Genomic DNA, 13739 nt, shown 5'->3' with positions numbered 1-13739 from the left:
CCATTTCCAAATAAGCAAAAGTGTAGAAGCAAAGGCAAAGATAAGCTAATGCGTTTGCAAAGGTCAGCAGCAGTGCCCTGCTTACAATGACAGGTCAGCAAAGGCAGCTGGGGAACAAAAAAGTAGGTCATCAAAGCTTATTTCAACCTTCTAAGAAGAAAAGGAGCTAACGCTATGGCATTGTTAGGCACAACTACGATTAAGCGAGACTTCTCAAAAATCAAAATCAGCATCGCCTCACCAGAGAGCATTTTGGCGCGTTCGCGTGGAGAAGTCTTGAAGCCTGAGACGATCAACTATCGCTCCTACAAGCCTGAGCGCGACGGCTTGATGTGCGAGAAAATCTTCGGGCCTACAAAAGACTGGGAATGTTACTGCGGTAAGTATAAGCGCGTGCGTTACAAAGGCATCATCTGCGATCGTTGCGGTGTGGAAGTGACGACCAAGTCGGTCCGACGAGAGAGAATGGGACATATCTCGCTGGCTGTGCCTGTGGTGCATACTTGGTTTTTCCGCTCTGTGCCAAGCAAGCTCGGCGCACTGCTCGATCTTTCGACAAAAGAATTAGAGCGAATTATTTACTACGAAGTCTATGTGGTGATCAATCCTGGAGAACCGGGCGAAAAGCAAGGCTTGAAGTTTATGGATCGCCTCACCGAAGAGCAGTACTACACAATTATCAGTGAGTATGAAGATAATCAAGATCTCGATGACAAAGACCCAAAGAAGTTCGTGGCAAAAATGGGCGGTGAAGCAATCAAGGCGCTGTTGAAGAAACTTGATCTCAATGAAGAAGCCAAGAAGTTGCGTGAAATCTTGAAAGAGACGAAGTCGGAGCAAAAGCGTGCCGATGCCTTAAAGCGACTCAAAGTGATTGAAGCGTTTCGCAATAGCTATCAGCCAGTTTCAAAAGAAAAACAAAAGAGGGATGAATTTTCACTAGAGCCGCCAGAGCCCTATGTGTATGAGGGCAATAAGCCAGAGTATATGGTGATGGATGTAATCCCCGTCATTCCGCCTGAACTCCGTCCGCTTGTGCCGCTCGAGGGTGGGCGATTTGCAACATCGGATTTAAACGATCTTTATCGACGTGTCATCATTCGCAACAATCGCCTAAAGAAGCTCATTGACATTCGTGCCCCTGAAGTGATTCTGAGAAATGAAAAGCGAATGTTGCAAGAAGCCGTTGATGCACTGTTCGATAACTCGCGTAAAGCGAATGCGGTTAAGGCAGGCGAAGGCAATCGCGCGCTAAAGTCGCTCTCAGATTCGCTCAAAGGCAAGCAAGGGCGGTTCCGTCAAAACTTGCTTGGTAAGCGTGTCGACTATTCCGGTCGCTCTGTGATTGTAGTAGGACCTGAGCTCAAACTGCACGAGTGTGGTTTGCCAAAAGACATGGCTATCGAGCTCTTCCAGCCCTTCGTGATTCGTCGCCTCGTAGAGCGTGGTTTAGCAAAGTCGGTCAAATCTGCAAAGAAGATGATTGACCGCAAAGATCGTGCGATTTGGGATGTCTTAGAGAAGGTCATTGATGGGCATCCTGTGCTGCTCAACCGAGCCCCTACGCTGCACCGCTTAGGCATTCAAGCCTTCCAGCCTGTGCTCATTGAAGGTAAAGCCATTCAAATTCACCCACTGGTCTGCACCGCTTTCAATGCAGACTTCGACGGCGACCAAATGGCTGTGCATGTGCCACTCTCGCAAGAAGCACAGATGGAAGCTATGGTGCTGATGCTTTCCTCGCACAACCTGATCTTGCCACAGTCTGGAAAGCCGGTAACGGTCCCCTCACAAGATATGGTCTTGGGTATCTACTACCTTACCAAAGAAGCCAAAGGAAAGCGCGGCGAGGGCAAAATTTTCAGCGACCCGGGTGAAGTCATCGTAGCTTACAATGAAGGCAAGGTCGATCTGCATGCGCGTATCATCTTGCGTTATGAAGGCACGCGCGACGAAAAAATCGATCTTTCGCGTGCACTGGAGATTGTAAAGACAGATGAACAGAAAAAGTGGCTTGAGCAGCAACTTAAAGATAAGAAAGTTATCGTAACGACAGTAGGTCGAGTACTGTTTAACCAAATTGTGCCGTCAGAAGTAGGGTATATCAACAAGGTGCTCGATAAGAAAGCCGTAAAAGATTTAATTGCGCAAGTGATTAACAAGGCGGGCAATGTGAAAGCGGTAGAGTTTCTTGATGCTATTAAGGAGGCAGGATTCACGTATGCCACGAAAGGTGGGTTATCTATTGCACTCTCCGATGCCATTGTGCCAAGTAAGAAGGAAGAGCTCATCAAAGGTGCGCAAAAGGATAACCTCAAAGTGATTAAAGAATACAATGCAGGTACACTGACAGAAAACGAGAAGTATAACAAAATTGTCGATGTGTGGCAGAAGGTAACGAATCTCGTGGCTGAGGAGTCGTATCAAACGCTGCGCAAAGACCGTGATGGGTTCAATCCGCTCTTTATGATGCTGGATTCTGGAGCGCGCGGTTCGCGTGAGCAAGTGCGTCAGCTTACAGGAATGCGAGGCTTGATTGCACGACCACAAAAATCAATGTCAGGTCAGCCCGGAGAAATTATTGAAAACCCGATTATCTCCAACCTCAAAGAAGGCTTGTCTGTACTGGAATACTTTATCTCAACGCACGGTGCAAGAAAGGGACTGTCGGATACATCGCTAAAGACAGCCGATGCAGGCTACCTGACACGACGCTTGCACGATGTGGCTCAAGATGTGATTGTCACTGAAGAAGACTGCGGCACGACACGCGGCATTGTGATTACGCGCCAGATGGAAGAAGAATCGGGCAATAAGATGAAGTTCCACGACCGTATTCGTGGGCGAGTGGCAGCGCGCGATATCATTGATGTCAATGACGACAGTGTGATTCTTAAAGCCGGCGAACTCATTACAGATGACATTGCTGATATGATTCGCGATCGAATGGGTGTAAATGAAGTTGAGATCCGCTCTGTGCTCACTTGCGAAACGCGACGTGGCATTTGCGCAAAGTGCTACGGTACAAACCTTGCCAAAAATCGCCTGGTTGAAGTCGGTGAAGCCGTCGGCGTCATTGCATCGCAATCAATCGGTGAGCCAGGTACGCAGCTAACTTTGCGTACCTTCCACCAAGGTGGTGCGGCACAAGGCGGTGTCTCTGAAACCGACATCAAAGCTATGTATGATGGACGCGTTGAGTTCGAGAACTTGCGCTTTGTAGAAGCCACACAGTTCAATGAATTAGGCGAAGAAGAGAAAGTATTCGTCGTAGTACGCAAAAATGGCATCATCAACATTGTTGATGAAATAACGGGTAAATCACTCAAAAAATACACGGTGCCTTACGGCGCAAAGCTGCACTGCACGGATGGGATGAAGGTCAAAAAAGAGATGCTGCTCTATACCATTGAGCCAAACAGTACCCCAATTATCTCGGAGTATAAAGGCACAGCAAAATTCATTGACATTGAAAAGGGGACGACCTACAAGGAAGAAATTGATCCGCAAACAGGCTACGTGCAGCGCGTCATTGTCAACTGGCGTTCTAAGCTCAAAGCGACCGATGTGCGCGAACCGCGTATTCAAATTGTAAGTGAGGAAGGTAAGGTGCTGGCAACCTACTCTATCCCAATCAAAGCCAGTTTGATTGTCTATGAAAACGAAACGGTGAAGCCAGGTGATGTGCTGGCTAAAGTGCCAAGAGACCTTGCCCGCATTGGCGGCGATATCACCGCAGGCTTACCGCGTGTAACTGAGCTCTTCGAGGCAAGAAATCCAGCCGATCCAGCTATCGTATCCGAAATCGATGGTGTCATCAAGTTTGGCACGCAAAAGCGCAATAACAAGCAAGTGTTCGTAGTAACCGAGTACGGTGAACAGCGCGAGTATCTCATTCCAATTGGCAAGCATATTCTTGTCAATGATGGAGATGAAGTCCGCGCAGGGGACGCCCTGACTGATGGCGCAATTGCACCTGAACGCATCTTAGCCATTCAGGGACCCAATGCGGTACAGCAATATCTTGTCAATGAAATCCAGAAAGTCTATCAGATCAATGCGGGCGTGGAAATCAATGACAAACATATTGAGGTCATCGTGCGTCAAATGTTGCAGAAAGTACGCGTAGAAGAACCAGGAGATACCTCGCTCTTGCCCGGTGATGTGGTCGACCGATTCTACTTCAAGGAAGTCAATGATGAGATGGCAACTAAAGTGCGCGTTACAGACAAAGGCGATGCGCCGCGTAGCATCAAAGAAGGTGAGCTTTATCCCAAAGATGAGATTCTCAAGCTCAACCGTGACTTAAAGAAAAACGGCAAGGAGCAAATTAAGTTTGAGCCAGCACAACTTGCCACATCGCAACCTGTGTTGCTGGGTATTACCAATGCTGCACTGCAAACGGAGAGCTTCATTTCTGCTGCCTCATTCCAAGAGACAACTAAAGTGTTAACTGACGCAGCGGTCGAAGGCAAGGAAGACTATCTCTTAGGATTGAAAGAAAATGTTATCGTCGGCAAACTGATTCCCGCAGGCACGGGCTTGAAGAAGTATCGAACGATGCGGCTATCAACCGAGCAGCGCTACATGGAAATCAGTTCGGCAACAAATGGTCAAGACGAAGAGCACGAAGAGACTGAAATTGGCGACTAAAAAAAGATGCAAAGAAAGTAAAAAGGCGACACAAAGTCGCCTTTTTACTTTGGGGCATAACTGAGGGGATTAATACCGCGAGTGCGAGGTATACTGCTCATCTCGATTCTCTAACTCGGTAGACCATCTCTTGCCATAGAAGAGAATGAGGAAGCAAACAACACAAAGCATAAGAGTAACGATAATTGTAAGCCAAAGTGCTGCGCTCTGCGAGAAGTGAAGGGCGAGTGCAGCGATGCCAAATATCAGGGAAAAGAGATAAATAAGCAGGGTGGTCTCACGCTGAGAGAGATTGAATGTAGCCATCAGGCGGTGATGCAGGTGCAGTTTATCAGCCTTGAATGGATGTTTGCCTGTCAGCAGACGGCGCATAGGAGCAAGTAGCGTATCCAAAATCGGGAAGATCATCGCCAAGATGGGAACAGGTGTAAAGACAGGAAGCGTAGCTTGCTCAGGCGAGAGAGAAAGACAGGCAAACATGAATCCGATGAACAGCGCACCAGTGTCGCCCATAAAGATGGATGCTGGATAAAAATTATAACGCAGGAATCCAAAAATAGCGCCGAGTAGCGCAGCATAGATAAGTGCGGTGGAGTTATTAGCGTTAATCAGCGAAGAAAATAACATTACAAATAAAGCGATAATCGAAACTCCGCCCGCCAAGCCGTCTAAGCCATCGACGAGGTTGATGGCATTGCAAATACCGATAATCCAGATAAGTGAAAGCCCTACAGAGAGCCATTCATGAAGCACAATAGGCTGACTCATGAAAGGAAGGTGAAGAAAAGTGATACGATAGGAGCCGCCATAGACAACAATAGCAGCAGCCACCGCTTGCATGAAAAACTTACGCTTAAAATCAAGACTGTAGAGGTCATCGACAAGCCCTGTAATCGAGATAATCATGCTACCGATGAGCACCGTCCAAAAATGTGTAAAAATAAACTCACCTAACTCTGGTAAGAGTAATCCTGTCGCAAGTAGCGAGAGTGCAAATGCAATGACGATAGCCACGCCGCCAATGCGAGGAATTCTCTCTGGATAAAGATGACGACGCACAGGCGACAAGTCTGAAAGGCACAGAAGATGCCACAGAATGCCAACATAAGGGGTTAAGAAAAGAGAAAGCAGGGCGGAGAGGCTAAGTAGTGCAATAAGAGGGGGAATGGTGTTCATGTATTGTTATGCATGTGGCGTTGATTAGATATATCTTGCGCTAAGCAGCAGCGTAGTCACAACTAACACAGAAAGATAATACGATAGATACGCCACGATTGTGAGATATGCAACACTCAGAGTGCGGCATATCAGCATGAGAACCCACGCACAGAGGGACAGTCGTTATTTTGCAGAGAGTGTCTTCAAAATCTGTGTTTTCTCAATGAAACTTGTGTCAAACTTACCACTGCGGAAAAGTTCTGACTGCAAAATTTTTTTGTGCAGGGGAATCGTGGTCTTAATGCCTTCAACAATGAATTCATCGAGCGCACGGAGCATGCGCTCAATCGCTTCTTCACGCGTATGTGCGTAGACGATGAGTTTGGCAATCATGGAGTCGTAGTAAGGCGGAATGCGGTAGCCAGCGTAGGCATGTGTCTCAACGCGTACACCGTGTCCACCAGGCACATGAAAGACTTTTAGCTCGCCAGCAGAAGGACGAAAGTCATTTTCAGGATCTTCAGCATTGATGCGACATTCAATCGCATGACCACGCGAGGTAAACTTTTTGGTAGAAATTTTTTTGCCTGCTGCTACAAGAATTTGCTGTTTGATTAGGTCAATGTCATAAATCTCTTCGGTAATGGGATGCTCGACTTGAATGCGTGTATTCATCTCCATAAAGTAGAAATTACGATGCTTATCGACGAGAAATTCAACTGTCCCTGCACCTTCGTAGTTGATAGCTTTAGCAGCCTTTACACCCGCTTCTCCCATTTGAGCTCGCATCGCATCGCTAATAATAGGGGAGGGACATTCTTCAATGAGTTTCTGATGACGGCGCTGAACCGTACAATCACGCTCCCCAAAGTGAACCACATTGCCGTATTGGTCACCTAAGACTTGAATTTCAATATGACGCGGTTCTTCAAGAAATTTCTCGATATAGACACCGGGGTTGCCAAAGGCTTTTTCAGCTTCCGTACGCGCTGTTGTGAAGAGTTTTTCAAGATCATCTTCGCGCTGCACGACACGCATGCCTTTACCACCACCGCCTGCTGTGGCTTTGATGATGATAGGATAGCCCATCGCACGTGCAATCTCGCGAGCGTGTTCGACTTTCTCGACCAAGCCATCACTGCCCGGAATGGTCGGAACATTCGCCGCTTTCATGGTGTCTTTTGCTGTATTTTTATCGCCCATTTTGCGAATCATCTCGGGTGAAGGACCAATGAACTTTATCCCCGAGAGGGCGCAAATTTCAGAAAACTCCGCACGCTCAGAAAGAAACCCATATCCGGGATGAATCGCATCGGCATTGGTGATTTCTGCAGCAGCTATGATGCGTGGGATATTGAGGTAACTTTCCTTGCTGGGGGGTGCCCCGATGCATACCGCTTCATCCGCGTACTTGACATGCAGAGATTCAGAATCCGCAGTGGAGTAGATAGCAACGGTATGAATGCCCATTTCACGGCAAGTGCGAATAATGCGCATGGCGATTTCGCCACGATTAGCAATGAGAATCTTCTTGAACAAGGTTCGTTAGTCAGATTTGAGAAACAGTTGCAGGCAATATTAAAAAAATTGCACTACCCGAGATAGAGGACTACTCGACGAGGAACAACACCTGGTCATACTCGACAGGTTGGGCATTTTCGACCATGATTTTAACGATTTTGCCATCAATGTCGCTTTCGATTTCGTTCATCAGTTTCATGGCTTCAATGATGCAAAGTACTTTGCCTTTGGTGATGTGATCGCCGACTTGCACGTAAGGATTGGCTTCTGGAGAAGGTGCGCGATAGAATGTACCGACCATAGGTGAGCGAATCTCTTTATATTTTTTCTGTGTGGCAGCGCTGTCTGCTGGCGGTGCAGGCGCAGGCGTGCTGGGCTCTTGTGTAGGAGGCGCAGGTGAAGGGAGTGCAGAAGGTGAGAACGGCGGTATAAATTGAGGCATGAAGATCGGCGATGGCGCACTTGCGCTTGGTGCGCTATCGCTCTTGCGCTTCAAGGTAAGCTTGAAGTCGCCCTCTTCAATCGTCATTTCATCTAAGCCTGAGTCATCGAGCATCTTCAAAAGCTTTTGAATATCATCAAGGTTCATAGACGAGACTCCGGTTTTTGTTGTATAAAGCCAAGATGCTTGGCTACTACTTTTTGACCCTGTCCACATAGGTGCCTGTACGAGTGTCCACGCGCACAACATCACCAGTGAGCACAAACATTGGGACTTGAATGACAGCGCCCGTTTCAAGTGTTGCAGGCTTGGTACCAGCAGTCGCACGGTCGTCTTTCGTAACTGAACTAGTATCTGTGACGGTAAGTTCAACGAAAGTTGGGACTTCAGCCTGCACGATTTCATTTGTGGAAGAAAAGACGACTTCAACTGGCATACTTTCTTTGAGAAACTTGGCCGGCTCGCCAAAAGCAGAGGAAGGAATGTTAATTTGGTCGTAAGTCTCGTTGTCCATCAGCACGAAATCATCGCCATCACGGTAGAGATATTGAAAGGTTTTGCGTTCGGTTTGAACAATCTCAACTTCCTCGCCTGAGCGGAAGCGGTTCTCAACGATTTTGCCATTGCGAAGGTTGCGCATCTTGGCTTGATAAAATGCACGCAGGTTACCCGGTGTGCGATGCTGCACTTCCTCGAGAACATGCAGTTCGCCATTGAAGCGAAGAATCACGCCTTTTGCCAAATCACTCGTGGTTGCCATAGCGTTGAATGCGTAGATGTTAGTTTGCGTTTGTAACAACCTTTGCGGTTAAGTTGATTAGAGAAACATAATATAACAGGCTACATGCGATTTTCAAAAGTGCTTGAGCAAAAAGCATCACCCGAGGAGACTTGATTTTATTAGGGGTTTCAGGTGGCAAACACTTGAAAAGCGTGATTCTTTTCGTAAATTTGTTGCATCTTGGCATCAGCCGAGTAGACTTCAACAATTAAAACTCCAAAGGAGACGCAATATGTCTAAAGCCGACATCGTAGACAAGATTGCCAAAGATGCAGGCATTTCAAAAGCAGCATCAGAGAAGGCAGTCAACGCATTTATTGAAGCCGTAACGAACTCATTAAAGAAAGGTCAGACCGTTACGCTGATCGGGTTTGGAACATTCTCTGTAGGAAAGCGAGCTGCTCGTGTAGGGCGCAATCCAAAGACTGGCGCAACCATCAAAATTAAAGCCAAGAAAATTGCTCGGTTTCGTCCGGGTACAGCATTGAAAAATGCGGTCAATAAGTAAGCGTCTCTCAATATCGTAGCAGAGCAAAAAGTCCATCGTATGACGATGGGCTTTTTTATTTCGAGGCTCTTGCGCAAAAGAAGCCAGAGACGATGTCCAGACGCCACTGCAGGGCATTGACTTACTGAGGGAGACGAAAAAGCCGTTTTCTAATCTAAGACACAAGAAAATGGAATCTTAGCAGTTGCGAAAAACGGAACATTCTTCTATGGAATACGAAGGCAATGAGTTGCATAGCGCGAGCAGTTTTTGTATGTTAGTTATGCAAAAAAATGGTTCATTGGCTTCAAGCCGTGCGAAAGTAACAGCAATAAAACGAGGAGCGCCGAAGTATGGTGACGCAGTTTTTCTCGACCAAAGAGCTTTCAGAATTGTGCGCAGTTGGCGAAACAACTGTCAAGCGCTGGTCCAATATGGGCTTGATTAAGCATCACAAGACACTCGGTGGGCATCGTAAGTTCAAGCTCGAGGATGTTCTGGAATTTATCAGCAAGAACAACATTGAAATTCCACCAGCGCAATTAGAGCGACTGAATCTCGAAAAGAACTATGCTGAAAGCATTGATATTAGCAGTGAGATTTTGTTGGTGCGCGGCGATGTTGAAAGTTTAGCAAACAAGCTCACGGAGTTGCTCTTAGCCTTCCGCAAAAAGGAGGTCGAAGCCTTGCTCAGCAAAGCAGTTGAACAAGGCATCTCGTTTGCAACGCTCTTTGACAAGATGATTGCGCCAGCCATGCATCGCATCGGGGATTTATGGGCGGCAAAAAAACTGGGTGTGGGCGAAGAGCACATTATCACGAATATCATGATTGAGTCGGTGCTCGCCGTGAAAGCACACTATGAAAAAGGACTGTTAGATGCCGAGCGGTTTTCAACACGAGAAGCAGCAGGCATCAATGTAAACTTGACGATGAATGGCACGGCACAACATGGCACGCGAAAGACTGATGATGTGTTGCCCATGGCATTGCCTACTCCAAAACCAGTGGCTGTGGTTTGTACTTGTCCTGAATCTGAGTATCACGAAGTTGGACTGTTAGGGGTCTCGCTTGTCTGTCAGAGTTTAGGGATGGATGTCAGTTATGTCGGCGCGGCGGTACCCTTCAAAGATTTGGAGCATGTTGTGGAAGAAGTTAAGCCTACGATTGTCTGTATGTCGGTAACCGTCGCAAAAGTAAGTGCAACAACATATCGACGCTTCGAGCTCTTCAAACGATTCCTGAAAAAGCGTGGCGTGCGGTTCATCTTAGGTGGGCAATTTATTGGTGAGCGTAAATCTCAGATGTTTAAGGCGGATTTTCGTGCAAGAACCCTAACAGAACTTGAGCAGTATTTGCGCGAAAATTTCGAAGTCATCTATAAAACACGTAACGAGCGTATGCTCAAGAATTAAAAGCAGAGAGTTTAAGTGTTCTTTCTTTACTGATTCAAAAATGAACTTATCACCTGTTCTTTCAAGTCAAATGCAGTATCGCTCTCTGGGTTTGGCCTCGACGCAGAGACGCTCCTAGCGTAAGGAGGCGCAGTAAAAAGTCGTACCATAGTAGTAAAGTTGCAACAGAGAGTTCTGTTCTGTTCTTTGAAAAGTTTGAAGCAGTACCAAAGGCAGTCTATTCTGACGCAAATAGGCTGCTGGTCAAACTTCACGCGTTTGTTCGCCGCTTAAAATGAACGATTAGGTAAGGCGAACAGAGGTAAAATGATCATCACCTTGTTTCAAACTTAAAGGAGAAGACTATGGCTGATCAAGAGAAACCGACTGGCGGAACGCCAGGTGGCGGCGGCAGCGAAAAGAAGCCTGCGCCTTCGCAAGCAGGGAAACTTCAAGCTGCGGCTAAGAAACCGGCAGCGGCACCTGCCGCAGCGGCAAAAGCCGCACCTAAAGCAGGTGAAGCAAAGCCGGCCGCTGCGTCTGGCAAGCCTGTTGTGATGGAAGCAGACGTAAGCGAAATGAAGCGCTTCCTCTTAAAGCGCACTGAAACCAGAACAACCAAATGGTTTCAAGCCTTTGACGCGGATAAACTCACTGATGAACAGGTGTTTGGTGGACACCTCGCGCTGTTAGGGTGCTTGGGTATCGTGATGGGTATCTACTACATCTCGGGTATCCAAATTTTCCCAAATGGCGCAGCAGGGTTCTACGACAACTGGTTCTATCTGACGATTAAGCCGCGTATGGTGTCACTGGGTATTGACACCTACAGTGCTGATCCCGCTGCTCAAATGGAAGCGGCACGCAAACTGCTCTGGTGGGCAGGCATTCACTTTGTAGTGGGCGCCTTCCTGATCTTCGGCGGTTGGCGGCACTGGACAAGCAACCTCTCGAACCCACTTGCCTTCCTCTTTTTCTGGAACTACAAACAAGCCAGCGTGCCAGGTAACTTCCGCGATTTCCGCATGTTCGGAAGTATCATTCCAGGTGGCATTGGCGGACCGAGTGCAAAGAATTACTCTGAAGCGCTTGGACCTCACACCATCTATCAAGGCTTCCTCTTCCTGGCTTGGGGCTTTGTAATGTGGTTCGCTCTGGGGATTACGCCGGAGCCTGACTTCCAGAAGATTAACTCCGAAGCCTTTATGGCTTTCATCTGGGGTGCCGTCTGGCTAGCATTGGGCTTCTACTGGCGTGCAAATCCTCCACGCGCTGCAGAGCATCTGAACGATGATCTGAAAGCGATTTTCTCTGTGCACCTGACCTCAATGGGTTACGTCAATATCGCATTGGGTTGGTTTGCCTTCGCAGCCTTTACCGATAGACCGCAGTTCTTCTATACCCAACTCAATGATTTGGTCTACTACATCTACGGTGAACCTTTCAACCGTGTCGGCTTTGATGCGAATGGCAACACCGATTTGACCAAGATCGAATATCCTGAATATCCACCCTATGCGATTCTGCCCAAAGACGGTCGTGTGTTCGGTATGGCGCAGGTGGTGATTAACCTCGTGGCATTCAACCACATCATCTGCGGTTTCCTCTATGTGTTCTCAGGCGTGTTCCATGGTGGACAATATCTCTTGAAGATTCAAATGTCGGGTCTGTACAATCAACTGAAGTCTAAGTGGATTGCGCTCGGACGCGACAAGGAATTCCAAGTGAAATTTGTCGGCACCATCATGGTGATGTGCTTTACGACGATGATTTCCGTCTATGCCGTGATTTGCTGGAACTCGCTGTGCGAACTCAATATGATGGGGGCAAACATCACGATGAGTTTCTACTGGTTGAAACCGACGCCGATGTTTGCATGGATGTTCACCGACCCCAGCATCAATGACTGGTGCGCATGGCATGCCATTGTCGCAGGGTGGCTCTTTGCATCCGTCGCAACCTCGAGAATTGCATTCTTCTCGCATACCTCTGCACTGTGGGATGACTTGGGTCTGAAGAAGAACTCCTTCTCGTTCCCGTGCATCGGTCCGGTCTATGGCGGCACATGCGGTGTCTCGATTCAAGACCAGATGTGGTTTGCAATTCTTTGGTCGGTGAAACCGCTCTCTGTCATTGAATGGTACATTGATGGCGGATGGCTGGCTTCAATGAACTACGGTATGGCAGTAGCAGACTGCAACGCTTGGGATAGTATTGCGAAACTTTCGCATCACTATACCGGTGGTATCTTCTACTACATGTGGACAGAAACCCAAGCAATCTGGGCAAGTTCGCACCTGACAGTGGTGTTGCTGCTCGGACACCTGGTCTGGTTCATTAGCTTTGCTGTGTGGTTCAAAGACAGAGGTTCGCGCTTGGAAGGCGCAGATATCCAGACCCGCACGATTCGCTGGCTGGGTAAGACCTTCCTCGGACGCGACGTCAAGTTCCGCTTCCCAGTGCTGAACCTGTCTGACTCGAAGTTTGCAGGCACGATTCTCTATTTCAGCGGTACATTTATGCTGGTCTGGCTCTATGTAGCTAATGGATTCTATGCTACAAATCAACCAGCGCCACCGCCAGTGAGCGATGCCGCCCGTGCTGGCAGCGATATGCTCGCACAGATGGTGGACTTCCTGCTGAAACTGATTGCGTAGTTCTTTCTCGCAGCACGAGACTTTTGGGGGACTGGACGGCGCGTCCAAGTCCCCTTTTTTATCTCTCGAAGAGTTTGCGGAACGAAAAAAAGAGTTTTATTATTCAGTAAATCAAACTTCTAAAACTTTCAAACTCTCGAACGGAGGTCTTCCGATGGCAGAAGCAAAAGTCAAAAAGCGGGTAAAGAACAAATACGACATCATTGAGAACCTCTGCATTGCCTGCGGGTTCTGCTTGGACCAATGCCCGCCCAAAGTCAATGCAATTGGCGTTAAACTTTACGGAGATGTGCAAGAAGGAGGATTCCGCTACTACATTGACCAGAAGGCGTGCATTTCATGCCAACTGTGCTTCGATGCAGATGCGTGCCCCTCTGGCGCGCTCATTGAAGTGCGTCCCGAAGGCGACATTCTGGATTTCCGCTTCACACCTGAAAAGCGTCTGGAACTGTACGATAAGCCGTTCTTTGCCCGCTAAGCGCATTGACACCACAAAGTGTGCAAAGCTAAGCCTTGCTTGACAAAAGCAAGGCTTTTTCTGTTTGCATACATGTCAAAGTGCATTAAGAACCAAAAGAAATACACGACCTTGGGCAGCAAAGACCATGTTGCGAGTGCAATAAACTCTCGCTAAATTGAAAGATAA

9 protein-coding genes are annotated in these 13739 nt (G+C 47.7%); 5 read left to right on the top strand and 4 right to left on the bottom strand.

Annotated elements, in window-relative coordinates; translation table 11 throughout:
* The first annotated feature begins 174 nt into the window (after positions 1 to 174).
* Positions 175 to 4653, top strand: a complete 4479-nt coding sequence (gene rpoC / locus CMR00_02995) for a DNA-directed RNA polymerase subunit beta' (GenBank protein PIO48842.1) — start codon at positions 175 to 177, stop codon at positions 4651 to 4653.
* A gap of 69 nt (positions 4654 to 4722) precedes the next feature.
* On the opposite strand, the gene CMR00_02990 is transcribed toward rpoC, so the two are convergent.
* The 4 genes from CMR00_02990 to efp form a co-directional block, all read right to left on the bottom strand.
* Complete coding sequence (locus CMR00_02990) at positions 4723 to 5829, bottom strand: undecaprenyl-phosphate alpha-N-acetylglucosaminyl 1-phosphate transferase (GenBank protein PIO48841.1); 1107 nt, start codon at positions 5827 to 5829, stop codon at positions 4723 to 4725.
* 165 nt (positions 5830 to 5994) lie between these two features.
* Positions 5995 to 7350 (bottom strand): acetyl-CoA carboxylase biotin carboxylase subunit, encoded by a 1356-nt coding sequence (accC, locus tag CMR00_02985; protein ID PIO48840.1) that lies wholly within the window; start codon positions 7348 to 7350, stop codon positions 5995 to 5997.
* Positions 7351 to 7420: 70 nt separating this feature from the next.
* Positions 7421 to 7921 (bottom strand): acetyl-CoA carboxylase, biotin carboxyl carrier protein, encoded by a 501-nt coding sequence (accB, locus tag CMR00_02980; GenBank protein PIO48839.1) that lies wholly within the window; start codon positions 7919 to 7921, stop codon positions 7421 to 7423.
* A 46-nt stretch (positions 7922 to 7967) separates the two neighbouring features.
* Positions 7968 to 8534, bottom strand: a complete 567-nt coding sequence (efp, locus tag CMR00_02975) for an elongation factor P (GenBank protein PIO48838.1) — start codon at positions 8532 to 8534, stop codon at positions 7968 to 7970.
* A gap of 253 nt (positions 8535 to 8787) precedes the next feature.
* On the opposite strand from efp, the gene CMR00_02970 reads away from it, so the two are divergent.
* The 4 genes from CMR00_02970 (at position 8788) to CMR00_02955 (ending at position 13571) form a co-directional block, all read left to right on the top strand.
* On the top strand, positions 8788 to 9063 hold the full coding sequence (locus CMR00_02970; protein PIO48837.1) for a DNA-binding protein HU: 276 nt from the start codon (positions 8788 to 8790) through the stop codon (positions 9061 to 9063).
* Between the two features lie 332 nt (positions 9064 to 9395).
* Complete coding sequence (locus tag CMR00_02965) at positions 9396 to 10457, top strand: hypothetical protein (GenBank protein PIO48836.1); 1062 nt, start codon at positions 9396 to 9398, stop codon at positions 10455 to 10457.
* Positions 10458 to 10801: 344 nt separating this feature from the next.
* On the top strand, positions 10802 to 13093 hold the full coding sequence (locus CMR00_02960; protein PIO48835.1) for a photosystem I reaction center subunit IX: 2292 nt from the start codon (positions 10802 to 10804) through the stop codon (positions 13091 to 13093).
* Between the two features lie 154 nt (positions 13094 to 13247).
* Positions 13248 to 13571, top strand: coding sequence for a hypothetical protein (locus CMR00_02955; protein PIO48834.1), 324 nt, complete (start codon positions 13248 to 13250; stop codon positions 13569 to 13571).
* Positions 13572 to 13739 lie beyond the last annotated feature (168 nt).

Source organism: [Chlorobium] sp. 445, from assembly GCA_002763895.1.
In the GTDB taxonomy this organism is placed as follows: domain Bacteria; phylum Bacteroidota; class Chlorobiia; order Chlorobiales; family Thermochlorobacteraceae; genus Thermochlorobacter.
The sequence above is the reverse complement of the archived record's forward strand: the minus strand, read 5'-3'. Positions and strand labels throughout refer to the sequence as shown.